This window comes from Parabacteroides sp. AF17-3, from assembly GCF_003635445.1.
In the GTDB taxonomy this organism is placed as follows: domain Bacteria; phylum Bacteroidota; class Bacteroidia; order Bacteroidales; family Tannerellaceae; genus Parabacteroides; species Parabacteroides goldsteinii.
Window position 1 is genome coordinate 38,070 of sequence record NZ_QTMM01000011.1, and the last position, 23,541, is coordinate 61,610.

The 23,541-nt window shown below is 38.3% G+C and carries 26 protein-coding genes and 2 pseudogenes; 14 read left to right on the forward strand and 14 right to left on the reverse strand.

The features are described from left to right. Positions 1-13 precede the first annotated feature (13 nt). From DWW91_RS15225 to DWW91_RS15255, 7 genes are all read right to left on the reverse strand, one after another. Complete coding sequence (locus DWW91_RS15225) at positions 14-1,135, reverse strand: fimbrillin family protein (protein ID WP_122328227.1); 1,122 nt, start codon at positions 1,133-1,135, stop codon at positions 14-16. Positions 1,136-1,156: 21 nt separating this feature from the next. Next, on the reverse strand, positions 1,157-2,449 hold the full coding sequence (locus DWW91_RS15230; protein WP_122328228.1) for a fimbrillin family protein: 1,293 nt from the start codon (positions 2,447-2,449) through the stop codon (positions 1,157-1,159). Between the two features lie 61 nt (positions 2,450-2,510). Further along, entirely contained in the window at positions 2,511-3,464 is a 954-nt protein-coding gene (locus tag DWW91_RS15235) for a fimbrillin family protein (protein ID WP_122328229.1), read from the reverse strand. A 22-nt stretch (positions 3,465-3,486) separates the two neighbouring features. Beyond that, positions 3,487-4,443: a fimbrillin family protein gene (locus DWW91_RS15240; RefSeq protein WP_122328230.1), complete on the reverse strand. Its 957-nt coding sequence runs from the start codon at positions 4,441-4,443 to the stop codon at positions 3,487-3,489. 30 nt (positions 4,444-4,473) lie between these two features. Continuing rightward, the gene (locus tag DWW91_RS15245; RefSeq protein ID WP_122328231.1) at positions 4,474-5,394 is read right to left on the reverse strand and encodes a DUF5119 domain-containing protein; all 921 of its coding nucleotides are present in this window, start codon (positions 5,392-5,394) and stop codon (positions 4,474-4,476) included. A gap of 14 nt (positions 5,395-5,408) precedes the next feature. Then, positions 5,409-6,668, reverse strand: a complete 1,260-nt coding sequence (locus tag DWW91_RS15250) for a DUF3575 domain-containing protein (protein WP_233584499.1) — start codon at positions 6,666-6,668, stop codon at positions 5,409-5,411. Between the two features lie 551 nt (positions 6,669-7,219). Beyond that, a complete protein-coding gene (locus tag DWW91_RS15255; RefSeq protein WP_122328233.1) occupies positions 7,220-8,140 on the reverse strand; it encodes a site-specific integrase in 921 nt (306 codons plus the stop codon). A 446-nt stretch (positions 8,141-8,586) separates the two neighbouring features. Between DWW91_RS15255 and DWW91_RS15260 the strand changes: the two genes are divergently transcribed. Beyond that, entirely contained in the window at positions 8,587-8,778 is a 192-nt protein-coding gene (locus tag DWW91_RS15260; protein ID WP_122328234.1) for a hypothetical protein, read from the forward strand. 236 nt (positions 8,779-9,014) lie between these two features. Here the strand turns inward: DWW91_RS15260 and DWW91_RS15265 are convergent, their stop codons facing one another. Next, a complete protein-coding gene (locus tag DWW91_RS15265) occupies positions 9,015-9,953 on the reverse strand; it encodes a GyrI-like domain-containing protein (protein ID WP_122328235.1) in 939 nt (312 codons plus the stop codon). 93 nt (positions 9,954-10,046) lie between these two features. On the opposite strand from DWW91_RS15265, the gene DWW91_RS15270 reads away from it, so the two are divergent. From DWW91_RS15270 to DWW91_RS15300, 7 genes and pseudogenes are all read left to right on the forward strand, one after another. Further along, positions 10,047-11,078, forward strand: a complete 1,032-nt coding sequence (locus DWW91_RS15270) for an EFR1 family ferrodoxin (protein WP_122328236.1) — start codon at positions 10,047-10,049, stop codon at positions 11,076-11,078. Positions 11,079-11,274: 196 nt separating this feature from the next. After that, a pseudogene (locus DWW91_RS15275) lies at positions 11,275-11,581 on the forward strand (helix-turn-helix domain-containing protein); the annotation flags it as partial. Next, a pseudogene (locus DWW91_RS28095) lies at positions 11,573-11,821 on the forward strand (GNAT family N-acetyltransferase); the annotation flags it as partial. The pseudogenes DWW91_RS15275 and DWW91_RS28095, both read left to right, overlap by 9 nt. Positions 11,822-12,100: 279 nt before the next feature. Further along, positions 12,101-12,304: a hypothetical protein gene (locus DWW91_RS15285; RefSeq protein ID WP_122328237.1), complete on the forward strand. Its 204-nt coding sequence runs from the start codon at positions 12,101-12,103 to the stop codon at positions 12,302-12,304. A gap of 1 nt (position 12,305) precedes the next feature. Then, complete coding sequence (locus DWW91_RS15290; protein ID WP_122328238.1) at positions 12,306-13,247, forward strand: RimK family alpha-L-glutamate ligase; 942 nt, start codon at positions 12,306-12,308, stop codon at positions 13,245-13,247. Then, entirely contained in the window at positions 13,240-13,941 is a 702-nt protein-coding gene (locus DWW91_RS15295; protein ID WP_122328239.1) for a hypothetical protein, read from the forward strand. Before DWW91_RS15290 ends, DWW91_RS15295 begins: the two co-directional genes overlap by 8 nt. Positions 13,942-14,024: 83 nt before the next feature. After that, positions 14,025-14,837: a hypothetical protein gene (locus tag DWW91_RS15300; protein ID WP_122328240.1), complete on the forward strand. Its 813-nt coding sequence runs from the start codon at positions 14,025-14,027 to the stop codon at positions 14,835-14,837. Positions 14,838-14,901: 64 nt separating this feature from the next. Here the strand turns inward: DWW91_RS15300 and DWW91_RS28410 are convergent, their stop codons facing one another. Then, positions 14,902-15,258, reverse strand: a complete 357-nt coding sequence (locus DWW91_RS28410; protein WP_158599453.1) for a tyrosine-type recombinase/integrase — start codon at positions 15,256-15,258, stop codon at positions 14,902-14,904. Positions 15,259-15,348: 90 nt separating this feature from the next. After that, on the reverse strand, positions 15,349-16,062 hold the full coding sequence (locus tag DWW91_RS15310) for a phage integrase SAM-like domain and Arm DNA-binding domain-containing protein (RefSeq protein ID WP_122328242.1): 714 nt from the start codon (positions 16,060-16,062) through the stop codon (positions 15,349-15,351). Between the two features lie 528 nt (positions 16,063-16,590). On the opposite strand from DWW91_RS15310, the gene DWW91_RS15315 reads away from it, so the two are divergent. Together DWW91_RS15315 and DWW91_RS15320 are read left to right on the forward strand one after the other, a co-directional pair. After that, complete coding sequence (locus DWW91_RS15315; protein WP_122328243.1) at positions 16,591-16,950, forward strand: helix-turn-helix transcriptional regulator; 360 nt, start codon at positions 16,591-16,593, stop codon at positions 16,948-16,950. 6 nt (positions 16,951-16,956) lie between these two features. Further along, complete coding sequence (locus tag DWW91_RS15320; protein ID WP_122328244.1) at positions 16,957-17,991, forward strand: C45 family autoproteolytic acyltransferase/hydolase; 1,035 nt, start codon at positions 16,957-16,959, stop codon at positions 17,989-17,991. 81 nt (positions 17,992-18,072) lie between these two features. Here DWW91_RS15320 and DWW91_RS27665 read toward each other — a convergent pair whose 3' ends face one another. Next, positions 18,073-18,222 carry a hypothetical protein gene (locus DWW91_RS27665; protein WP_158599455.1) on the reverse strand — a complete coding sequence of 50 codons (150 nt, stop codon included), beginning with the start codon at positions 18,220-18,222 and terminating at the stop codon, positions 18,073-18,075. A gap of 7 nt (positions 18,223-18,229) precedes the next feature. Continuing rightward, a complete protein-coding gene (locus tag DWW91_RS27670; protein ID WP_158599456.1) occupies positions 18,230-18,370 on the reverse strand; it encodes a hypothetical protein in 141 nt (46 codons plus the stop codon). A 448-nt stretch (positions 18,371-18,818) separates the two neighbouring features. On the opposite strand from DWW91_RS27670, the gene DWW91_RS27860 reads away from it, so the two are divergent. Together DWW91_RS27860 and tnpB are read left to right on the forward strand one after the other, a co-directional pair. Beyond that, positions 18,819-18,959, forward strand: a complete 141-nt coding sequence (locus DWW91_RS27860) for a hypothetical protein (protein WP_199722592.1) — start codon at positions 18,819-18,821, stop codon at positions 18,957-18,959. A gap of 588 nt (positions 18,960-19,547) precedes the next feature. Continuing rightward, positions 19,548-19,760, forward strand: a complete 213-nt coding sequence (gene tnpB, locus DWW91_RS15330; protein ID WP_233584500.1) for an IS66 family insertion sequence element accessory protein TnpB — start codon at positions 19,548-19,550, stop codon at positions 19,758-19,760. An 8-nt stretch (positions 19,761-19,768) separates the two neighbouring features. On the opposite strand, the gene DWW91_RS15335 is transcribed toward tnpB, so the two are convergent. Further along, complete coding sequence (locus DWW91_RS15335; RefSeq protein WP_122328246.1) at positions 19,769-20,557, reverse strand: nucleotidyl transferase AbiEii/AbiGii toxin family protein; 789 nt, start codon at positions 20,555-20,557, stop codon at positions 19,769-19,771. Beyond that, positions 20,554-21,171 (reverse strand): hypothetical protein, encoded by a 618-nt coding sequence (locus DWW91_RS15340; protein ID WP_122328247.1) that lies wholly within the window; start codon positions 21,169-21,171, stop codon positions 20,554-20,556. The genes DWW91_RS15335 and DWW91_RS15340 overlap by 4 nt, the downstream gene beginning before the upstream one ends. A 375-nt stretch (positions 21,172-21,546) precedes the next feature. On the opposite strand from DWW91_RS15340, the gene DWW91_RS15345 reads away from it, so the two are divergent. Continuing rightward, positions 21,547-22,698: a GyrI-like domain-containing protein gene (locus tag DWW91_RS15345; protein ID WP_122328248.1), complete on the forward strand. Its 1,152-nt coding sequence runs from the start codon at positions 21,547-21,549 to the stop codon at positions 22,696-22,698. A 4-nt stretch (positions 22,699-22,702) separates the two neighbouring features. Beyond that, the gene (locus DWW91_RS15350; RefSeq protein WP_122328249.1) at positions 22,703-23,530 is read left to right on the forward strand and encodes a zinc finger domain-containing protein; all 828 of its coding nucleotides are present in this window, start codon (positions 22,703-22,705) and stop codon (positions 23,528-23,530) included. Positions 23,531-23,541: the final 11 nt, after the last annotated feature.

Sequence of the window (23,541 nt, forward strand, 5' to 3'; positions counted from 1 at the left end):
TTATTTTGTTTCACTATTCCACAGGAACATCCGTTGCACCGCCCTCTGCCCAACCAGCTACTTCAACATTAGTAATACTGATACCTTGCGGAGATAGCTGGATGTTGTAGATATAATTGTTCCCCTTCAACCAGTTGGCAATAAATGTACTTACACCGCCGCCTGTCGCCGGAGCCATCGTAAAAACAGAACCATTGTCAAGCGTCAGCTCCAACGTCACAGGGACGTCCGCCACAGGTATAACCATCCCGAAAGCCTGTATGGCAACCTTACGGATATCATCCTCACCAGCACCAACCCCCGTTCCAACTCTTCGCAGGTCACCGTCTGCTGTAAACCACAACTCACCCACTGTCGCCATCGTTCCTCCCAATTCCCCCGTTGCCAGGTTCAGCTTCGCGGAAGTCGACTTTTTAAAACCGCTGTTACTTTTCAACACGACCTTCTTCACCCGGCTACCGGCAAACTCCGAACCGCCATCCGTTTCCAGCACACGGAAACTCACTTTTGCCAATGCATGATTCATCGTCAAAGAAACCTCCGGATGCCAGCGGTCTACCTCTACGGGCACTTTACAATACAGATAATCATCCTGATCGGTTTCCCACTGTATATCGGTCGATGCATCTACCGGATCACTGGTGTCGCTAAAGTAAAACTTCTGTTTATCCAGTACCTTTACACCACTCATGACAGGTACTTTCGGTGTTCCTGACAAAGACACGCTTTTCTCTGCCGGAGCATATCCGTATACGGTTCCTTTCTCCGAAAACAACAAAAGCCTCTCCTCACCCTCCGCCAACTCCCAGCCAGGCAAAACGGCCGCTGTATTGTAAACAAACACCTGTGTATGAGTACCGCTGGCATAGGCGGAACCATTCGCTTTCGTAACCGAAACTCCTACCTGCATAAGCGGATTGGGGTTCACCGGACTAGCTACCGCCCCTCCCGTTGCGATACTTCTCGATTCTATCTCGACCGATAAGCCCAGATTCTTTACGCTCAAAGGAACACCCTCCTCCACATCGCCTTTGCCTTCATTTCCCCCGTCACCCATAAAGATCGTGGCCTCCGTACAAGCGTTAGCCAGCAGGAAGAAAACAACTGTCGAAAGTGTATATATGAATTGTTTCATGGGCTTTGTTTTTATGTATGATTACAGAGGTATTTCGTCCTGTTCGTTGTCCGCCCAGGCTTCAACACTGACATCCATCACCGTGAGTTTGTTACGCCCTGCAGAAAGTGTATAGATGTAATTGTTGTTGGGTTCCCATTGATTACCGGTCAGCGTTACGGGATACACGACGGGAGTATTATCACCTTCTTGAAGCGTGATCTCCAGGTCGATTTCATTTTCACCGAAATTGACAGGATACACAATTGCACTGACCGATTTGGAAACTGTCTTACCATTTATCCCGCCGGTCGTAGTCCCGGTCTGTATAAAGGCATACTGTCCTTCTCCTGCTTCCACTTGCCGCATCAGGACATAATTAGTGATCGTACGACTCAATTCCGCCGTTGCAACTGTCTCTGTTATAGTACCGTCCGTCAAAGACATTTTTCCGTTACCGGTCTTGAACAGATTTGTACCACCGATATGATTCTTAATCGTAAATTTCGTAAAATTCACATTATTACCGCTTAAACGTCCGCCATCATACACCCGGAAAGAGACCATCGCCATCGCATGTTTCATATCCAGGTTGATCTTGTAACCGGGATTATCCGTATCCAGATTATTAGGTTCATCCTCCGGTGTCACAGGCGAAAATCCGTCGGCACGTCCGTTATTTACATAGCGTCCGCCATCCGCACCAAAATACAGGTAGTCTTTTTCTGTCGGCAAACTGAGATTGACCAGGTCAGTCCTCGCTGTAGATGCCCATGCACCCGCGTTCCAATACTTCTTCGCATTATTTCTTTGAGCGTTTATCTCACCGCTACTCAAAACCGTTACGGGTATTTTAAGGTCGGCTTCCGCATTTACATTTGTAAGAGTATTGGTTATAGTTACATCATACGGATAATAAGCATATACTCTACCTATATCCTTCGTCAGATAATAAGGAGACTCGTTCGTATCCGCAAAAGTGGCTCCTTTTGTTTGTATGGAGATCCAATTCGCTCCCCTTTCATCACCCATATACCATACATGGTGGCCGGTATAGTCCGTTCCATCAGGTGTATACCAGCCATTTGCAGCCTTATTCGTTATCAATACGCCTAATCCCGGAGCTTCAGTCGTATAATTGGCATAGGTAATAAGGTCACCGCTCACGACCGATTTAGTTGCCGATCTGGTTCCGGCTTCCACCTTTAGATTAGGTGAAATACCTAAAGCTACCTGATCGTCGCCGCCGGAATCGATCACTTCCGTTTCTGTTTCCGAGCAACCTGTTGCTGCCACCAGGGCTATAGCTATAACCCACATTGTTGTTGTTTTCATTTTCGTTTGTTTTTTAATTATACATTAAAGAAAATCATACTTAATTATGTCAGCCATCCTTTCAGATGGGTAATTCATCAGCATCGTGATCCGTCCAGGGTTCTACGCCGACAAAAGATGTTTGTATACGGGTACCCGTTGTGAAAAAAAGCGAAACGACATGTCGTTTGCCAATCTGAAAACCATCTTCTACGGTAATGGATACAGACGTTATCGTTTCTATCTCATTCCCTTTTCCGTCTTTCGTCGTGGTTATCTCCAACCGGAGCGGATTCCCGTCCGTCCCTACAGGCAGCGATGCGGGAAGCAGGATATATCCTTGCGCATCAAGCAGTGCGTCCCCTTCATCCACCTGCGGGAGAAATAATCCGGTTATCCCTTGCACGATCACATTTTTTATTACTTCAGCGGAAGATACATCCGTCAACCGGGGAGACTCATCCGTACAATCGAGCTCCTGACGGGTATGGACTCCCACTGCTTCGATCTTTACGACCTCTCCCCACAGCACCGCCCGGTCGCTATAGCAAACCAACCCGACCTGTGTCAGCAAATGACGAAACAGGCAGATCCTCACAGGAGCATAAGCGGTTGCAGAAAGGCATCCCGTTGCCATGATATCCGTCATCCCGTCTAAAGTAAAAATCACCTTACCTGTTACCGGATCGACCTCATTCTCCTCCGGATAATAACCGTGCAGGCGGATATGGCTTCCATCAGCCGGATAAAACTGGGGTATTTCAAACCGGATCGGACGGTTCCCTCTCCCTCCGCTACGGACGGCTTTGTACAGACTCCACGCACCGTAGGTATTACCTGTTTCATCCTGACGCACAAAACAGATATCCAGATCCGTTTCATAACCGGAATCGATTACAACGCGGGTAGACAAGCCGATCGCCCCTTCCAGGTTGACCACCGTTTCAGGAACTAACTGCGGTGTAGGATTGCTGTCCGAACAGGCGGTGATACCTGAAAGGATAACGACGGTTGCTATGACTATCGGTTTATTCATTCTATTACTATTCGATTTTTTATTATTCTCCGGGGGTTATAATGGAACTTCCGCCATTACCCGGCTGCCAGACGGCAATACCGGCCTCTGCTATGATCGTGCCGTCCTCCGCAAAGGTGAGCGTGATCAGGTGAGATTGTCCCGCCTGTACCCCACCATCAATATTCGTGATAGAAACAGGCAGTGTTTTTACCTCTCCGCCGTAAGTAGCTTTCACTTCCAGGTCGATCGCAGCCACAACCGTTCCCATATCCGCTACCGGATAAAGCATCAGGTAGCCGGTCCGGGGAGTAGCCTGACCGACAACCGAGACAGCCGCCGGACAGTTCTTTACCAATAAACTCTTATTGGCAACACCGGTAGCCGTTAAGCTGGCGCCCGTCGTTTTATCGAGCGAAAGTGTCAATTCTGTGGATATATTTTTTACCATTATAGATGTGACTGCCGTCCATTTGGCAACGGCTTCAGCAGACCCCACACAAACAAATTGCAATTGGGTAAGCAAGTGGTTAAAGGTGAATACTTCGAACGGGGCCGCCAACCATCCCGTCTGTATCTCCGTTGCCATAATATCTTCATCTCCGGTAATCGTATAAACGACACGTAACGGATTGGCCGTCCCTGCTTCCGGAGTCTTGCGGGGATAGTAGCCGATCAGGGCCGACACTCCGTTTGCCGCCAGATAGTTTTGTTCCTGCTCGAAAGTAATCGCTGTATTACCTGCACCACCGGTACGGATGGCATCGATCGACGGTGTATTCCAGTTCATCCCTGCGGGCTGGTTATCGATCCGGGCAAACGACACATTCAGATCTGCGCCATAACCGGCATCTATTACCGCACGGGTAGGTTCTCCGATACCCGCCGTTATGCGGATCGCTTCTTCACTATTTGCCGTCACCGGCTCTTCTGTGTTGGTACAACCCGCCAGAAAAGCAACAGCCAACATACTTGTTACAAAAAATCCATTTGTTCTCATATCATACCAGTGTTTAATTGTTATTCTTTTTCAGGGATCGACAACGCCCGAACCCTCATTTCCTTTTTTCCATTCCGCCAGCAAGACAGTCAAGCCGTTTATTTCGTCGTACTTGACAGTCAGGTCGAGTATCACCGAAAACGTGTTCTCTATGAATGCCTTACCGATCTCCTCCGTAATATCGATCGACGTGAAAACTTCTTTTCCGTCCGCCAGTTCCATGTCCAACAGAAGACAGATCGGACTGCTACCGGCATCCTTTTCCGGCAAGCTGAACAGATTCTGTATCGTGGTATATACTCCGGAAGAGGTTAACTCAGACTCGAATACCATAAAGGCAGATGTACTGGAAAAAGGTTTGCCACTTGAAAGATATACGCCCGGAGATAGACCGGTGAGCCGCCCGGTCAGTTTTTCACATTGAACCACCTCACCCGTCTCTCCGCTTGTGATCTTTATATTCAGCTCCAGCCTGCGAACCAGACTGGCGGGACTTAATTCCCGTACTGCAATTTCTTCGCCCCCAATATCGATTTGTTCACAACCGGTACTGTACAAATTACCCGGTTGTGCGATCAAGACCGGTGACGATTTCAGGGAAGATACCTGCCGGGCCCTCCCACAAGCCCCGTCATATCCGTTTTCCGTCTCTAGCAAAACATTCTCACAGTCGGTATTACAAACAACCACTTTATAATATCCCGACGGAAGTGTTCCTTCATATCCCCAAGCATCCCCACGTCGCACAACGGGACTGCCTGTTCCATCTTTATAGAAATGGTAAGTCATAACCGAAGGCTGTGCTCGGGTTTGCCAATCGAGAAGCAAGCGCACCCTCCCATTTTTCTCCCAGTCTTCATCCGGCGTATGATAGGTACATGCCGCCAAGGCTAGGGCGCCGACCAGGCATATTACCCATTTCTTTATTCTATTGTTTTTATGTTTACCCATATTCCCTCCTTTCCTTATCTGATTTGAAAACGATATACCAAGCTGACATTCAACCCAATCATAAAACCTGTCGACGAAAAACGGGTTTCCAGATAATTCTTATCGTCCATTTTATCATAACGGTATTTCTTTCCCTCCGACACCGAACGATAACCTGCCCGTACCCCAGCCTCCATACAGAAACCTTTCCCGAAAAGAATCAGACAACCAACACTGGCACCTGCCGTCCGGAAACGACCGGTCCGACCATAGAGAATATCCTTATCCGGATCGATCGCACTGCCTCGTATGTCAAAATCGCCGTACTCGCCGAACAATCCGGTATTAAGCCATACAAACTCACCCGGACGCAATGGCCACACACGGGGTTCGATGGAAAAAGAAGAGACAGACCAGTGGTCGCGTACCTTATTCTTATAAGAGAAATCGGAATACATGCCTGATACGGCGATCGACCAACGGTCGGCAAAAAAGTATTCCAGTGCCAGATTCGGCATGAAAGACCCGGTTTCTATCTTTGTTTCACCGGTTCCCAGACGCACCGAAGGGACTACTGTACACCACGGAAGCAGATTGGTTTTAATGGCAAGATATGCAGCTTTGCGTTCCGCTTTCCCTACAACGACTGGCTGTTCCACCAGTGTCGCTCTTGTTTCTTCCGGTACAATTATCTTACGCTCTGTTTTTACCCGCAGGGTATCCGCTACCGATGCCAGCCGGTAATCTTCCAGTTCCGTCCGGTCAAAAAGAGGATCGTCTATACGATACACTTCACGGTCATAACCTCCCTTCTCTCCACGGCGGTACAGGTCGACATAAGGAACGACACCATATCGGTCGATCGCCGCTTTTATCGCAACCGGGTAACGGCTCTCACTGTAATGGATCGAGGTATTGGCAAACCACGGAAGTGGTTTATACACCTCATACACATGCACCCGGTCACGATAACTACCGCTACGGTCGATATAAAAAGCAACACATTCGTGAGGAATATCGAAACGGACCTTCAGATAAGCACGGATACGGTTCGCGCGCAGGGAAGCTTCGTTGATCACCGACTCTTCTTCACCACCGTAAGCATCCACATGCGAAACGATTAAAAGGTGGGAGTTGCCTTTCAGCAAACGGTTGCGGGAAGCATCGAGTAATCGCCCCATCCGTTCCAGTTGGTAAGCATTGTCGCCATAGTCTGCCAGGAACATATCGCTGTTCTCTTTAAAAGAAAATAAAAAGGACTCCGCCTTATGATAAGTCGTTGTCTGCGCAGTCATACCAGTTTCTAGCAAACAGTAAACCAGCAACAGAAAAATCCGTTTCAACGGGATTTGACAATATGGTATTTTTATCCTATACATATATTATATCAATACTAGCCTTTGATTATCCGTTCGACCTCTAAATAGCTTCCTTATTTATATAATAAGGGAAAGGATAAAAAGCACCTCGGTTTTAAGGGGGATTTAATGAGTTTTGCCCCTGGGATATTTTGGATTGATGTCTTATTTCAATATTTTGTGGAGTAAAAACATGTAAAAATGATAACAGTTTTTTTCAAACGGATATTAATAAGACAGCAGTCTTCACCCGCCTTATGTCTTATTCTTTGAAAATTATGATTTAAAGGTCACAAGCAGGAAACTAGGTTAATTAATACAAATTCTATATGTTTTTTTTAGGATTTTACTCAAAAGCTTTGTTTTTCCACAAGATTCTTCCTATGTTTGCAGAGCATTCAAACTCTTTTGCGAAATCCACAAGTTGTAAAGGCTTGGATATGAAACAAAAAGAGAGGGAATTACCTTATTATATAAATAAGGATAATTTATGCAGCCATCAGTTCCTTCACACCTTCAGAAACCCTTTTATTTGCTTCTCCTACTTTACCTGCATCAAAAGCAGACAAGTAAATGCGTGTCATTTTCTCGGAAGAATGCCCCAGGGCTTGGCTGATAATAGCGATCGGTATCCCCAGATGATAAGCCGCAGATGCCCAGCTATGGCGAAAAACATACGTCGTCAATTTTGCAGATAAACCCAATAAGACCTGCACATCTGCCAGATATTGATTTTCCTGTGCCAGACATTGTTTATACTGTTCATGTGTGGCTCCCTCCTGTAACACAGGAAAAAGATATTTGGAACCCGCCCGCCTGTAACGATCGATCAGTAACTGCATAGGCTCCGAAACATCCATCTCGATCAGTGCACCTGTTTTTTGCCGGCGATACGACAACACTTTTCCTTCTTCAACCAGGTTCTCCCCTCCTAGACGAACGATATCCGCAAAAGGCATACCGCAAGCCAAAAAAGAAAACAGGGCCATATCCACCGCCAGCTTTTTCTCCGGTTCCTCTTCCAGATCAAGTGCAGCCATCTGCTTAATCACTTCCACCGGAACTGCCCGTTTAACAGTCTCCTCCCGTTGCAACTGCATCCCCTCGAACGGCCGTTCCTCAGGCCGCCCTTTCCAACCCCGGCAAGCACGGTTGTACATCGCCCGCAAGTTACTAATATAACTATTCACCGAATTCACACGCAGTTTCTTTCCCTTCAAATACAAGACAAACTCCTGTACAACATCCTGCGTCACATCCCCCAGCAACCCGCTCTTTCCTCCCTCACGAATGAATGCTGCAAAATGATTTCGGGTAGCACGATACAGATCGGCCGTACTTTCATCCCCGTTACTGCGCTTCTGGTTTTCCTGCTCGAGCATCAGTATGCAAAAATCTTTATTTCTCATAACTTATTCCTTCTTTATCGTTATTAATCAAAAAGATAAAGATAAACATTCCCAGCTTGCAGATTGTTCGGTTTTCGCAGTTTCCGCTAACGGCAGCATCTCTAAAAAAGCATGTTTTAGAAAGAAAACCACATCTTTCACCATCATTTCCTACCCTCATTTCCACCCTTACACAAATTCATTACAATGATTCTTCCCGATCATCATAATGCCTTGGGGAAGTCATCACAATGACTTCATGCACTTATCACAATGAATTGGACTGATCATTACAATGAAATTTTTAACATTGCAGAATATTAGGAAATTTACTTCGTGATTATCTCATAAAACGGGGGTAATACACCTTTCAGAAAGCTGGAAGGTATTTCCGGACAGCTTGTTTCCATGTAACAGATTGCAGCAAGTTTTGTCCTATCTCTGTCACCCACTCTAAAAACATTGCGATGATTGTATTTGCAGCTATCCAAATGTCAGCTCCAAAAAGAAAATCCCCTCAATCTGTCATTATTAAACTCCAGATTGAGGGGATAAATGTTTTTGAACTGTCCTTTACCTCTATATATAGCAAAGAAAGAGTATATGAATTAACAGAATGTCAAAAGGATATAAATTCTGGTTCTTCAATCAATAGATAAGAAATTCTCATTAAGAAGATGAGATAAAGTCGTATTCTTCTATAAAACAGCAATTTAACTAGTCACAAATAGACAATAGGTAATGATTTAGAAACGAGCGAACTACTTTAGTTAGCTATGTTTTTCCATCGCTTCAAATAACTTCTTACAAAGATAGAGTATCTTCAATAAACTAACAAATATTCAGTCTGATTTTATTTTTCACTGTGATTACTATGAAAAAACACATAAGTATATTATTCAATAGGAAGGCACATATAGACTTTATAGGGTTCTGAAAACAGGTCATTATCTTTTGCTTCATACATTTCATAAAGATAGGCATCACGAAATTTATAACCTTTATTCATTACGGTTAAATACATTGTATTCCACGCTTTATCATATTCCGAACCGAGTAGTTCAAAATAACCAACCAAATATTTTCCTTCAGAAATCGTTAGCTTTCCAATTTTCCCTTTTACCTTAATATTGTTAGACATAGTAATACCTACACTTTGACGATTTTTTTCTAATTTAGTAACAGCAGAATCATCGTGATAGATAGTGAATAGCCTACAATCAGAAACATCTAATACTTGGTTCTGTTTTGCCCAATCAAAAAGGGTGATATAAGCATTCTCTATTTCATAGAAGTCACCAATATAAGATATATAGGCAACATTAAAATTAGGCATCCACTTTATTTGAATGTTTGCATTTTGAATGAAAGAAATCTTTTCAAGTATAGAGGAAGCAGGTTGTTGATGCTTTATAGTACTTTCGGTTCTCTCTATCAATTTTCCTAAAGAATTATAGAACTGTTTATTACTGGAAAACACAGCCTTTTCTTTCTTGCGGAATTCATGAGCTGTCATACTGAAAGACTTTCTAAATGCACGGCTAAATGATGTTTGATTAGTAAAGCCACATTTATAGGCTATTTCTACAATTGGAATATTTTTATCTTCTTGAAGTAACTTTGCAGCCTTCTCCGTTCGTAGCCTTAAAACAAAATCAGCAAGTGTTTCCCCTATCAAAGCTGTGAATATTCGATGGAAATGAAAAGGAGAAAAATTTGCATGGCGAGATACAACGTCAAGACTCAACACTTTATCTAAGTTTTTCTCTATGTAGAGAATTACAGAGTTTATTCTTGACAAGTAGTCTTCTGCACTTTTTTCCAAATTACTCATACATTTATAATATAGCCATAAAGTTAGCAAGAAATGTAAAATGTAGCAATAAAGAGATGCCTATATTTACATATTAATAAGACTTAAGGCAGTATGAAGCAATTTGAGAAAATAATAATATTCTATTTTTCAGGAACAGGGAATGCCCGAATGATAGCTTCATGTTTTTCAAAGTGTGCTTTGGAGAATAAAGTACGCTGTCAGATTATTAATATTGCTTCAAAAGATGAACTGCATTTGAAAGGTATAGATTCTGAATCTCTTATTGTTTTCATATCTCCCATACATGGGTTTAATTATCCGAAAATCACATTAGATTTTATTTGTAGTTTTCCAAAGGGAGATAATCAAGTAGTGTTAATGAACACCAGAGCAGGAATGAAAGTCGGCAAAATGATTACTCCGGGATTAACGGGTATTGCGTTCTTTCTATCCTCACTCATCCTAAAGAAAAAGGGATATAACATCATCGGGCAAATACCTTTTGATATGCCATCCAATTGGCTGTCAATACACCCTGCACTCCACAAAGAACCTATCAGATTTATTTATAAGAAGAATTATAATTACATGAAAAGCCATTTTGAGAAACTACATACAGGAAAAACAGACTTTGCTTCTAACAAGGATATAATACAGGATTTATTAATATCTCCTATTGCTTTGGCATACTATATAGTTGGTAGATATTTTTTTGCAAAATCTTTTTATGCATCAAGCAAATGCGATAATTGTAATCTTTGCATTAGACAATGCCCTGTCCAAGCAATCAGAATGATTAATGCCCGTCCGTTTTGGAACTTGAAGTGTGAAAGTTGTATGAAGTGTATGAATAACTGTCCTTTGCGAGCAATAGAAACAACACATGGTTTATGGCTCGTTATTATAGTTTTGACATTAACCGTATGTACATTTTTATTCCAATACTTATTACCTAATGCATATTGGATAATAAGATTTTTAGTTTTCAATCTAATATTATTTATTTTTTTATTGGTTTTATATCATGTACAGCATTGGATATTAAGAAATAAGTTCATAGCGAAAGTAATTTCATTAACTTCTCTGAGATATTATAAATTCTGGAGAAGATATAAAGCAAATCAAAATCATACAGCGCAGTAAAGTTCTATTCAATATTAACAAATAAAACTCAAATGCTTATAAAAGACAACTTCATAATAGACTGATAATTAGTTATTTGTATTTAATATATAGAAGAATCAATACCGGACTCCTCTATTTTAATTTCTCTATTCTGCCGAACTTTGCTTCATCAATCGGTTGAGAACAATAATGTTAAACTAAAAATTGAAGCAAAATGTATGTAGATAATGAAAATTTCGATAAGTGGATGGAACTGTTATCAAAGAAGCTCACCGAAGTAGGGCAAGACCTGAAATCACTTATCAATACCGACAAGGTAATGAATGAGAACGACAAACTTTTAAGATAATCAGGATTTAGCTTTTCTGCTGAAAGTATCTTTCCGAACCTTGCAAAGGTATCGGGCAAGTGGTAAACTCCCTTATTTTACGATAAGCCATAAGACCTATTACCGTGCCGCCGATATTCGGGCATTTGTTCAAGAAAATGCAGATTGTAGGACCTATGAACGTATAGCCCGATTGGGTTTTAGTAAAAAACGGATAGGACACGGAACGGACTTTATCCGATTTCTAACTGAAGTAGCCCGAAAGTATAGTTTCAACCATATCGACATCGAGTGTGCCAATACTAAAAGCAGCGCACTTGCTGAGAAGTTGGCCTTTTATTCCATAGATGGCGAGAACTACGCCATAGCAGCAACCAATCTAATCTTTTGTTTTTTCAATGGAATAATTTCAATTAATCCTTTCTTTCTCTGAACACAAAGGTATATTCCAAGAATAAAACAGCAACACCAAGCCCTACGGGTTTTGATAAATTTCTTCCTTTTTCGTTCCTCAAAAGAGTAAATTTATCAAAAGTACTCCTTATTCATTCTCTCCATATATGAGATGTTTATCAGAGAAAAAAATATGTTGGTTGGGGTTGACTCTTTGTGATTAGTTTGGACTGGCAAATTTTTTTTCGTTGCATTTCTGGCTGTTTATCAAAAGTTTGTTACTTTTGCGAAGTAAATAAACTTAAATATAAAAAACATTATGAAGCATATTCTTCTTCAGAAAGCACTTACGTACAAAAAAAGAGAAAAAATAACCGCACCTACAGGTTATGAATTTGATTGCTTTTTAGGTGCATGGATTTCAGTTTCCGATAAGTCATTACTGGTAAATCACAAAGACTTCCCAGGATATGGAACTAAAAAAAATGACATTGAAACAGGTGAGGATATGAAAGGACAATAAAATGATTCATCCAAATATTTTAATTATCTCAAGTCTGTATGATTTCTCTACAGACTTGGTTTGTGCCGAATTAAATGCATTAGGAGCTTGCTATTTAAGAGTTAATAGAGATCAATTCAAAACATATGATATAGTTTTCGACCCTATCAGGGTAGAACTATTCATTGATATTAAGGATGTTAAGTTTCAGATAGAAGAGAAATCGTTGAAAACCATTTATTATAGAGCACCAACTTTTCTTAGGGAAATATTTGTTTCTGATATAACAGAAGAGGAGCAATTAGAACAAACCCAATGGGCTGCTTTTTTGCGTTCATTGATTGTGTTTAATAAAGCAACATGGTATAATAATCCTTCTGATACATATAAGGCGGAAATAAAATCTTATCAACTCAACATCGCATCTAAAATAGGGTTTCTTGTTCCAGATACTATTATAACCAATTATGTAAATTCTACAAATTACGAGTACAAGAGAGCTGCAATAAAATCAATTGATACAGCATTAGTTAGTAGTAAAGGTAAAGAAGGATTCGTATATACGAATATTTATCCTGTTGAGGAACTAACAAATGCTCATTATACTTCTCCCTTTTTTATCCAAGAAGCACTACTTCCTAAGGTTGATATTAGAGTCACTGTAGTAAAGGACTATGTTATAGGCATTGACATTCGAGGGCATGAATTTCTTGATGAAGATTGGCGAAAATATAAATATCATTTGACTTACAACTTAATATCACTACCTAAGGAAATAGAATCTAAGTGTATTAGGTTATTAGAAGAATTAAATCTGAATTTTGGTGCTATTGATTTGGTATTAGTAGATGATAGATATTATTTCATAGAAATCAACCCTACAGGGGAATGGTCGTGGTTACAACAAAGCACTGGTTACAAATTTGACGCTTTAATCGCTGAACATCTTACTAAATATGTATAAAATAGTTGACATCCTATTCCCTTTGTGGAGAGCTGATAAATATATTGACAAAAAAATAAAAGAGATAACTTTTGATTATTCTGTTGATATATTGAAATCTGTAGACAAGAAAAAGTATTTTGAAATATTAGAAAAAGAATTAAAGGCTCAATTGGAGCGAAAAAAAGGAATAGAAGATAAAGCTAAATCAATATTGTTTGCTATTACTTTGACTGTGACAATATTAATATTCTCTTTAAACTCTTTAAAATTAAGTTACAATAATTGGTTTGACTATATTCCTTTATCTATTTTAATAATTTCTGTTTTTTGTTTGATAACAAGTGCATGTTTATCATTAAAAGCTTTAGAATTAAAAGAGTATAATTATCTATTTATTATAAAAGATGATGATAGCTTGCAAAAAATAGAACTAAATATCAAAGATGATGAAACATCTCTAATTGATGCAATAAAAACAAAAGCACTTAATGACCTTCGCATTACTAAGATAGGGAACTATGTGAATATTGCATATTCATCAATAAGAAATGGAATCATAGGCTTTGCTCTTGTATTGATAATTTTAATGCTTCATTCATTCTTCAATCCGCCACAAAAGATATTACCACATCCATTAAAAGGCACAATTGAAACGTCTATTAATGATTCTACAACGATTAAATCAAATATAGATTTGAAATTTAACAATTGAATCAGGTGCAATTATACAAAATGATTGCGTATAAATGCACTTGCCTTTGTAGAAAATAAAAACAAAAAACGGGGGAATTAAATATGAAAATTGAAGAAATTAAACCAGAAGATAGATTAGGTAAAGAGTATACAGAACATTCAATATTTGAACAATTGAAGTATTACTCAGGATTCTATGATTCTCTATCATTTTCAATAATGAGATGGTCTTCAATGGGGACAAAAGCTATTTTAAACCTTGATACATATACCTATTCTTCCATCAAAGGAACTATTAACTCTATTACTGAAATATTATCAAAGGGAAGAATAAACGACGCATATGCATTACTCAGAAAATATTATGATTCAACAATTATCAATGTATACACAAATCTATACTTAATGGATAACTTTAGTATTGATAATTTTATAGTTGAAAAAATAGACAATTGGCGACAAGGAACAGATACAATACCTGAATATAGGGTAATATCAAAATATATTAAAGAATCTCCAAAACTCGTTTCAATAAATAATTTGCTTAATGTAGATGATAGATATAAAAAGATTAGGGATAGATGCAATAACAATACCCACTATAATTTTTACAGTAATATACTTTTGAATGACAATCAAATACATAATCCAAATAGAATTAAATGGTTAAATGTTTTTTCTAAAGATATTGAAGCCATCTTCATTCAACACATTGCTTATGTTTTTTATCTCAATGAACATTACATGATGTCAAGTGATTATATAGATTGCTTGGATATAGGTATGCAACCAGAGGAGGGATCTCAATATTGGGTTGCTTCTTTTGTTCAAGAAGTATTTGATAAAATAATAAAAATAAAAAGAAATGATATTGCAGAGGAATTAAGAAAAAGTACTACAATGCAACTTATGTAAGCAATATAAAAAAGCTATTCTCTTTTATGCTTTGAAAAAGAATAGCTTTTTAATGCTCTATTTATTATAATTTGTATTGACTACCTGCCAACCGATAACAATCCTCAATCTTTTGGGATAACCGTTGTATATCTTCCTCTATTTTCGCCCCTGTTATCTCTGCATAAATCTGAGTAGTTTTTATATTTCGATGCCCCATCATTTGGCTAAGTATTTCTATTGTAACGCCTTGCGTCAGACAAATGGACGTTCCGAAACTATGGCGGCTTTGATGATAAGTGAGAGACTTGTTTATATCACATATTTCGACAATATATTTGAGATTTATATCAACAATTGAATATCCGGGAACAGAAAAGATTTTTTCGCAAACCCTATCCTTTTTGTACTTCTCGATGATTTGCAGAGGTATATCTAACAACGTTATACGGGATATTGTACGTCGGCAAATGCTAATCCACAGAAAGAGGAGAAAACAAACAAATCACGGATAAGTGTACGGTTCGGGGAATCAAACGTAGCGTTCATTATCTTTTACAGTTCCTCGCTCGTTAGGGTGCGGTGTTCGCTTCGTCCCCCGTTCAGGTTTATACTCCGTAAATAGGTCACGGGTAATAAATCCCTTGTTTAGAGCAATGCGAACTACTTTTCTGAACGGAATAATGTAACCTAATATAGTATTTGGTTTCATTTTCAAATCTACCCGTAGATAAAAATCATAGGCTTCGATAAAAGAGAATGTCAGTTGATTAAACGACATATCCCGAACATGATATTTCTTTTGCAGGAAGTCAGCCAAATGACTGTAAGCATTACAATAACCTTTGTAGGTTCTTTTCACTCTGCCTATTCCGATACGTTTACCGTAAACCTCGTTATGTTCCGCAAATACTTTCAGCAGGGTTTCCTGTGTTGTGGCAATGCCTTGAAAGGCGTTTTTCAATTCTTCGGCTGTTACACTCCCCCGATTGGTTAGATACTCTTTGAAACGGGCGTTAATGCTTAGATTGATTTTATCAATCTGACGGTTTACTTGTAAAGCGTGACTACCCTTTCCATTCATTCGCCCTGCTTTGACATCCCATTTTGATGGTTCGGCTTCTATCTTTGCCGAAAACTGCTCCATCGACCGCCCGATGGTAATGCACCCCATTACAGAACATAGCCCACTGGCATTTACTTGATTCTTTTTGAGGTAGAATAACACTTTTAATTCTTCTTTCATGCGCTCACTTTTAATTAGTTACCAAATTATTACTTAAGTGAGTTACTTGAAAAATGGAAACTACAGCCAAAGAAAGCCACCTACAGACAAATGAAGTAATGCTTCTTTCAGTTTTGTCAATCAGCCCTAAAATCCGTTGTTCTGCCTTGTCGCTCCTAATGAAAAGTAGGTAATGACTTAGTAACGGAACTCAGACCTTTTCTGTCTGTTCTTGACATTTCGCCCTGTCTTACCATTATGCCACCAAAAGACATAAAATACTAACAAATAAACAGTTGCTTCGTTTGTCATTTTCTGTCCTATCAACTATTGATGTTCATCAAAAAAATGCGTTTATTTCATATTTCTCTATCTAACATTTATTCAATAAACTGCAAAAATTATTTCAAAGATACGATTTATCATAGTTTTATACATCTCACTATTTAAAATCAAAGTTCGAAAGTAAGAATCACAAAATTAAAAGCAAGAAATAGCAAAATTAAAATTGCTTTCATATTTACTTTTGCAGATATATAGTGAAAATTAATGCCAAAAAGAGACAAAAGTGGTGAGGTGCACAAAGAAATAGTCAAAAGAATGACAGACTATATTCTGAATAATCTGCATGAGGCTTTAGATTTAAAGCAGCTTGCGGATAATGCCAGCCTGTCTTGTTTTCATTTTCACAGGATTTTCACTCAGCTTAAAGGCGAAACTCTGCATAATTTTATAAGGCGTTGCCGTGCAGAGAAAGCAGCGAAACTAATCTTATCACAACAAAACCTATATCTGCATGAAATTGCTTATGAATGCGGTTTTTCTACACAGTCTTTATTTGTAAGAACGTTTAGAAAATTTTATGGAATATCGCCACATGAATTTAGGAAAACAATTAAAACAGTATAGAATATAGTGTATTTAGATTTAGAAGGAACACACTACGAAATTGGTCAGGAGTTAGGCAATTTCTTTCAGGAACAGAAAACAACTTTCCCAATCAAACTAAACAAATGGCAGAAAGAACGGGGAGTTGAAAGCTTGCAACTTCTCGAAAAATTCTTCCCCGAAGCTGTTGACGAAATAAAAGGCATAACAGAAACCATAAATTACGATTATGAACTTTTCGGTGCATGGCTAATGACTATGGGATGTTGCCTGATAATGAGAGAAAACCACAATGTAGAAGTCAGAGGTTGTACGGCATTTTGTTTTACCGATAATGACAAGATATATTACGGACGGGATAACGACCTTCCGCCATACCTGAAAGAGGTCAGCAAAAGTATATACTACCGCCCCATTGGCAAAAATCGATTTTTGCTAAATACGTCTTCTTTCACAAATGGAGAGGAAGGTATCAACGAACACGGACTTGTCGCAGCCATGACATTTGTTGTTCCACATAAGGAAGAAGTAAAATCAGGTTTCAACTCCGTATTCTTGGTGCGCTACCTATTGGAAAACTGTTCAACAGTACAAAAAAGTATCGAAGCGTTGAAAAAATTGCCAATTGCTTCAAGTTGTAACATTCTTTTGGCGGATAAGTCAAAAAAAATGTTAGTTGCCGAATGCTCCCCGTTTGAGATAAATCTGCGTCAACCCGAAACGAATACTAAAGGAGAAAAATTTATTGTGACAGTAAATCATTTTACTTCTCCCCAAATGCAGAAGTATGACAGGAGTAAGCAAAATTTATATTCTTCAAAAGTGAGGTATGAAACAGCTTATAAAGCCCTTAATAAAGCTGATTACGATAATACCATTCTGTATGCCAAGAATCTTTTAAGCGGGAAATACGGCTTTATGTGCCAATACCGTAAAGTCAAATTTGAAACAATTTGGTCAACGATATTCGACATAGTGAATCTCAATATGTTTTTGGCAGAAGGTAATCCTGAATATATAGAATATCAGGAAAGACAATTACCTATACAAATAATACAATGATTTCCTATCCTTAGAATAATAGTTCGTTTTATTTAATCGGCAGGATAACCGAACGCACGCATCTCATCAAGAGATCGTAAATCACCCCCTACCAAAAATGATATTTTTGGTAGATACTTTTTTCATGGAGATCAATTTTTCTCCGAACTTAGGAATAGTTTCATCAATAATCTGAGCTGATAAAAATACAGTCAGAATGGAAAGCAAGAAAATACTTAATAATTTTCTCATGGCAATTTCACGATTTTTTTTCTACATAATTGGATAAGTAATCAACTTTACTATCCAATAAGTCAAGCAGTATCTTCAAATCACAGCGAGTAGATATATCAATATCATCCATTTCGCCTTTTTCTACTTTTTTCGCTAACTCTTTCATAAACTTCTCTTTTTCAAGATGTAGTCTTAATGGAAGAACTTTACCATCATATACAAAATCCTCTTCAAAAAAAATAATCCATTCCTTTCTCCGGTAACTGTAAATTTGGCATCATTACCTCTACTATCAGTTTGTACGATTGTTAATACAGTTTTGTTCATACCTTTATAATTTATCTTTATTTACCTATCTTAATATATGTTGTGAATATTTGTTGATAAGACAAACTGTCAAGCAATATGCCAAAGAAGCCTTGTCTTTTATGCTAAATTGTCAGTATTTATGTTTGGCATATAGTTTGTTTTTGAAGATAGTAGGATATTTGTCCTTATTGGTGACTACAGACACTAACCCATGAGGGATTGTAGCAGGCTTTTATAGATTCTTCCCCTGTAATCTGAAGATAAGCGAACGTTTTTCATATTTATTAATAAATCAAAGTCATTTTATGGGAAATGAAAAGAAGGTGACAAGCTCTAAAGCTGCCACTGCTGCTTCAAAAGTTCTTCGTGACGGAAGAACCAGTAAAGCTAGCAAGACAGCAGCAGGAAGTGCATTGTCACAAAAACCACCAAAGAAGAGCAAATAGTCTCTTCAAATAAGGTCTGCTCTACCTTTTTTACTGAGCGGCTGAAGCAAACCGGCCATGAGTTTGCATAGTGTTAATTCATAATCGTAATTATCTATGATGCAACGATACGCAAATTTGAGAGGAAACTCTCCTGTCGTAGGCTATGAGATCGAACCAACTCGTATTACAGTGTGGTTCAAAGGTAACAAACCGTATTCTTATAGCTACGCAAGCGCAGGTGCAGATAACGTGGAAAGAATGAAAGAGCTTGCTCGTGGTGGATCAGGACTCAGTGCATTCATTACACGAAATGTTCGTTATGACTACGAATAATCTCAGCATTGTGCATACACAACCTCTGTAAAGATATTATTTACAGAGGTTTCTTTTTTATATAACTTTGTAGGATATAAAAACGTTCATCCGACAAAAATTATATATTTAGAAATTAATATAATGTATATGTAACGGTATAAATATAAGTTTAGTATATGTAAGGTTACTTTTTATTTAGAAAAATAGGGAGTTATCGTATATAATTACCATAATTAATTATGGCCGAATCTCATGCGGCTATGCAGTTACTCACTCAAATTTGCGGTCAACATGTTTTGTCTGAATGATAAGATGGTCTACATCGTCCGTTTAGGTGACGTATTCATCTTCATAAACCGACAGCGGACAACGATGAAGCTTCTGCATACTGAAGATGGAGGCCTTCCCCTGTATATAAAAAGGTTGGAGGAAGAAACCTTCCACTTGCCCAAATATGATCAGAAAAGCAAATCATATCCCATGGAGTGGCGTGACCTGTCATGATGGGATTTTTATTCTGTTAATGAATCAACAAACTCTCCAAACCTCAAAATTTTTTCACTATTTGCTTTATTGAAAAGCAGGTGTTCAAAATCCTTTTGCTTCTTCTTCAAATCAACTGTTTTCAGTAATTCGGCTGTCACCAGCTTGAATTCCTGCAAATTATGTACTCCGCAACGCTTTGATAAAAAAACGTAATCCGGTTTGGATTGAGCCAATAGAAACATCAGGTCATAAAAATCACGCCCTTTGGCGCGAGCTAACATAGCTGAAATTTTCATGCTACACAATACACCGTCGGAAGGAACGGGAAACGGGAAAAAGAATCCGCAACCTTTGATATTAGTTATAACCGGAGAGTAAACGATTCCTTGATCTTGACTTTCAATCTTTATCAAAAAACGCTCTTCCTTATGTCCGCTCAACCCCAAGTCAAATAACAATTCAGGAAAATGGATATTCCGTCTGAATGCTGTCAATTTTGGATTTTCCTTATCCTTCACTTCTACTTGCAATCCTGAACGCTTCAAAAACTGGATAACTCCGTTTGTCATTTCTATAAATTCGTCTTTCGATAGGTCTTTACAGTCGAAATCCAAATCTTCGGAGAAACGGTCTATCCCTTTTACCAAACGCAGATTTGTTCCACCGATAAAAGCCATCTTTTGGATGTTTGGAGTAGAAGAAAGGTAATCCAGAATCATCAACTGTAAATACTCTTTCAGTATGTGTTTATCAAAGCTCGAATAGTCACGAATTTGAGCTGGAAAATAATTCCTTATCTGTTCAATCTGTATCATAAATCGTAAGTTTTAAAAAGTAACTTTACCCGATAGTCTAATGCCTTGCTTTGAAATTTAGCACAGTAATCCATCAGTAAATCCTTATTCAAATCATCCTCCAAATAATTTTCATCCAAGCGTAATTCTTCCAATTCCTGCCCACTATCGTAGAATGGATAAAGATATAGTAAATCGAGCAATGCTTTTTCGGGTGTGGCAAACTGTATGATACGGTTGTTTGCCATAGGCTTTAAGTCGTACCCAAATAGCAAATTTTCCTTAACATTCTTATAAGAGTATTCACCGAAGTCATTGGCGAAAGATGCCGTTTTGAGCGATGTAACACTGGTAATCTGTACCACCGCCTCCGGTATCATCCCGTAAAACGATAATGCAGTATGCAGGCTGATATAAGACGGACGGTAAATCCGATTGGCAAAATAATGAGAATAATCCGGCTTGCCTCTATATTCTGAAAAAGCAAAATACCCCTGTCGCAACCGGACAAGATACCCTTTCTTAACCCAGCGGGTAAGATTATTCCGGTCGAAATCCGGCTGCCATGCATATACCTGATAGATATTGAAGCACGCCAAATCAAATAGCTGATTCTTAAATTCCAGAAAGGTCATTTTCTTTTTTTATTTCTATTATGCTGCAAATATAATGCATTTCAGAAACAAAAACAAAATTTCTCATCATTCTGCTCGTGATTTAACACGATCGTTATTGTAAATATATTATATTTTCTTGTTATTACAAACTTAACTGCCATTTGTCGTGATTGGTAGTAGCAGGAACATTGTTTAGTGTCACCATTTCATCCTACTGCTATTTTGTTTTACACACAAAACAAAAATACATACTTATTATTTTATCAACAGAACAAAATTCCCCCTGTTCTAATGTTGGTATGTTTTAAAGATTAACAACAAGACAGCAACACCGGACAACCTTTCCGGATATATCTTCTCTATATTTGCATGATATAATTCGAATAGTTAATTATGGAGTTGGAAATAGAAAAGAGATACTGCCAAAGTTGCGGAATGCCATTAGATATAAATCAAGAAGAACTTCTTGGGACTAATGGCGATCAAACGAAATGTGATGAATATTGTGTCTACTGTTATCAAAATGGGCAATACACAGTGGATTATTCAATGAAAAAAGTAATTGATGTATGGGTTGAGAATACTGATCTTTTCAATAATCATCTCCATACCCAATATACACCGAATGAACTTCGAACTGTTCTTAACAAAAGACTACCTACCCTTAAACGATGGAAGCAAAAGATTGACACTGAAAATATTTATCATGAAATAATAAATCGGATAAAGGTTTATATCAACAGCCATTTGTTTGATATGCTCAATACCGAACAATTATCCAAAATTGCCGGACTATCAAAGTTCCATTTCCTGCGTATATTTAAAGAGTACACCGGCGAAAGCATAGGAGTTTATATCCAGCGTATACGTTTAGAATATATCGCACATCTACTTTTGACAGCAAACCTTTCTCTGAACAACATCGTGCTGCAAACTAACTATCAAACCAAACATAGCCTATCCAAAACGTTTAAGAAACACTTTGGGTTGTCTCCATCAGATTATAAACAGCAATACAAACAACAGCCCTATAATGAAGCGCCCATACTTTCAGAAAAAAGATTACCTCAAATTAAGAAGATTAGTAGTTTAAGTATGATTTATAGAACCATTGATAATACGTGTTCTACGATGAAAGCCTATAAAGATATATGGAAAGAGCTACTATCTTTTGCAGAAAGCAATATTACAAAAAGTCCTGAAAACAGATTTATAAGCGTGAGTATGGATGACCCGCTTATTACAGTTTATAGCAATTGCCGCTTTCTTATCGGACTTACTGTTAATCAAAAAGTGAAGGCAAAAGGCAAATTCGGAATGATGGAAATACCTGCCGGACATTATGCGGTATTCAAATATGAAGGCGATTATTCCTCTTTACCCGATTTATATAGATACATTTACTTAACATGGCTTCCACAGAGTGAATATCGACAGAAAAACACATTAAGTTTCGAGTTATATATTAAGACTCCGATAGAGGAAGACTATAATAACCTATTGACAGAAATATATATTCCTATTGAAAAAATAATAAAGAAATAATACCATGAAAGAATTACCGGAAAATCAAACATTAGCGAAACAGATCGATGTTGCCTTAAAAGGTAGAGTTATCACAGAAGTATTCAATGCCACAAAATATCATAAGAATACATTCTATTATGGCGATCCCCTCACTTATGGCAAACTACTTACCGGAAGAGAAATCAAATCTTCCGAAAGTTTTGGTATGTATGTAGATATAATATTGGATAAAGGCACAAAAATAAGTTTCGGAGATGGAACAAACCTGAAATACGGTACAATATCGGGCAAGATGCCGGATAATTATCAACTATTGCTTACGCTTAATGATAATACCTATCTTGCTTTTACCGTAGGTATGTTTGGAGTGATAGCTGCATATACCGGAATATATGACGAAGTATATTACAAGAAAAGTGCAGAAAGCATCTCTCCGCTAAATAGTGAATTCAATGACTCCTATTTTGAGAAGCTATTTATTGGTTTAAAGCCTAAATTATCAGTTAAAATGCTGTTGGCTGCAGAACAACGCATTCCCGGTTTGGGAAACGGAGTCTTGCAAGACATACTGTTCAATGCAAAAATTAATCCTAAAAGGGAAATAAGTTCATTGACAGATACCGATAAATCGGCCTTATTGCAATCGATCAAAACGACCTTAAAGAGTATGGTTCTTCAAGGCGGAAGAGATACTGAAACAGACCTGTTCGACAAACATGGGAACTATAAAACCATTTTGTCAAGAAATACATTGAATAATCCATGTCCAAGATGTGGCAATCCTATTATTAAAGATACATCTAACGGCGGCGGAGCCGTTTACTACTGTCCTACTTGCCAAAAAATATAAAATATGGATTC

What these genes read in the sequence shown, in the direction of transcription:
- DWW91_RS15225 (WP_122328227.1), bottom strand. Translation starts at nt 1,135, where the DNA reads ATGAAACAATTCATATATACACTTTCGACAGTTGTTTTCTTCCTGCTG.
- DWW91_RS15230 (WP_122328228.1), bottom strand. Translation starts at nt 2,449, where the DNA reads ATGAAAACAACAACAATGTGGGTTATAGCTATAGCCCTGGTGGCAGCA.
- DWW91_RS15235 (WP_122328229.1), bottom strand. Translation starts at nt 3,464, where the DNA reads ATGAATAAACCGATAGTCATAGCAACCGTCGTTATCCTTTCAGGTATC.
- DWW91_RS15240 (WP_122328230.1), bottom strand. Translation starts at nt 4,443, where the DNA reads ATGAGAACAAATGGATTTTTTGTAACAAGTATGTTGGCTGTTGCTTTT.
- DWW91_RS15245 (WP_122328231.1), bottom strand. Translation starts at nt 5,394, where the DNA reads ATGGGTAAACATAAAAACAATAGAATAAAGAAATGGGTAATATGCCTG.
- DWW91_RS15250 (WP_233584499.1), bottom strand. Translation starts at nt 6,668, where the DNA reads ATGACTGCGCAGACAACGACTTATCATAAGGCGGAGTCCTTTTTATTT.
- DWW91_RS15255 (WP_122328233.1), bottom strand. Translation starts at nt 8,140, where the DNA reads ATGAGAAATAAAGATTTTTGCATACTGATGCTCGAGCAGGAAAACCAG.
- DWW91_RS15260 (WP_122328234.1), top strand. Translation starts at nt 8,587, where the DNA reads ATGATTGTATTTGCAGCTATCCAAATGTCAGCTCCAAAAAGAAAATCC.
- DWW91_RS15265 (WP_122328235.1), bottom strand. Translation starts at nt 9,953, where the DNA reads ATGAGTAATTTGGAAAAAAGTGCAGAAGACTACTTGTCAAGAATAAAC.
- DWW91_RS15270 (WP_122328236.1), top strand. Translation starts at nt 10,047, where the DNA reads ATGAAGCAATTTGAGAAAATAATAATATTCTATTTTTCAGGAACAGGG.
- DWW91_RS15285 (WP_122328237.1), top strand. Translation starts at nt 12,101, where the DNA reads ATGAAGCATATTCTTCTTCAGAAAGCACTTACGTACAAAAAAAGAGAA.
- DWW91_RS15290 (WP_122328238.1), top strand. Translation starts at nt 12,306, where the DNA reads ATGATTCATCCAAATATTTTAATTATCTCAAGTCTGTATGATTTCTCT.
- DWW91_RS15295 (WP_122328239.1), top strand. Translation starts at nt 13,240, where the DNA reads ATGTATAAAATAGTTGACATCCTATTCCCTTTGTGGAGAGCTGATAAA.
- DWW91_RS15300 (WP_122328240.1), top strand. Translation starts at nt 14,025, where the DNA reads ATGAAAATTGAAGAAATTAAACCAGAAGATAGATTAGGTAAAGAGTAT.
- DWW91_RS15310 (WP_122328242.1), bottom strand. Translation starts at nt 16,062, where the DNA reads ATGAAAGAAGAATTAAAAGTGTTATTCTACCTCAAAAAGAATCAAGTA.
- DWW91_RS15315 (WP_122328243.1), top strand. Translation starts at nt 16,591, where the DNA reads ATGCCAAAAAGAGACAAAAGTGGTGAGGTGCACAAAGAAATAGTCAAA.
- DWW91_RS27665 (WP_158599455.1), bottom strand. Translation starts at nt 18,222, where the DNA reads ATGAGAAAATTATTAAGTATTTTCTTGCTTTCCATTCTGACTGTATTT.
- DWW91_RS27670 (WP_158599456.1), bottom strand. Translation starts at nt 18,370, where the DNA reads ATGAAAGAGTTAGCGAAAAAAGTAGAAAAAGGCGAAATGGATGATATT.
- DWW91_RS27860 (WP_199722592.1), top strand. Translation starts at nt 18,819, where the DNA reads ATGGGAAATGAAAAGAAGGTGACAAGCTCTAAAGCTGCCACTGCTGCT.
- tnpB (WP_233584500.1), top strand. Translation starts at nt 19,548, where the DNA reads ATGTTTTGTCTGAATGATAAGATGGTCTACATCGTCCGTTTAGGTGAC.
- DWW91_RS15335 (WP_122328246.1), bottom strand. Translation starts at nt 20,557, where the DNA reads ATGATACAGATTGAACAGATAAGGAATTATTTTCCAGCTCAAATTCGT.
- DWW91_RS15340 (WP_122328247.1), bottom strand. Translation starts at nt 21,171, where the DNA reads ATGACCTTTCTGGAATTTAAGAATCAGCTATTTGATTTGGCGTGCTTC.
- DWW91_RS15345 (WP_122328248.1), top strand. Translation starts at nt 21,547, where the DNA reads ATGGAGTTGGAAATAGAAAAGAGATACTGCCAAAGTTGCGGAATGCCA.
- DWW91_RS15350 (WP_122328249.1), top strand. Translation starts at nt 22,703, where the DNA reads ATGAAAGAATTACCGGAAAATCAAACATTAGCGAAACAGATCGATGTT.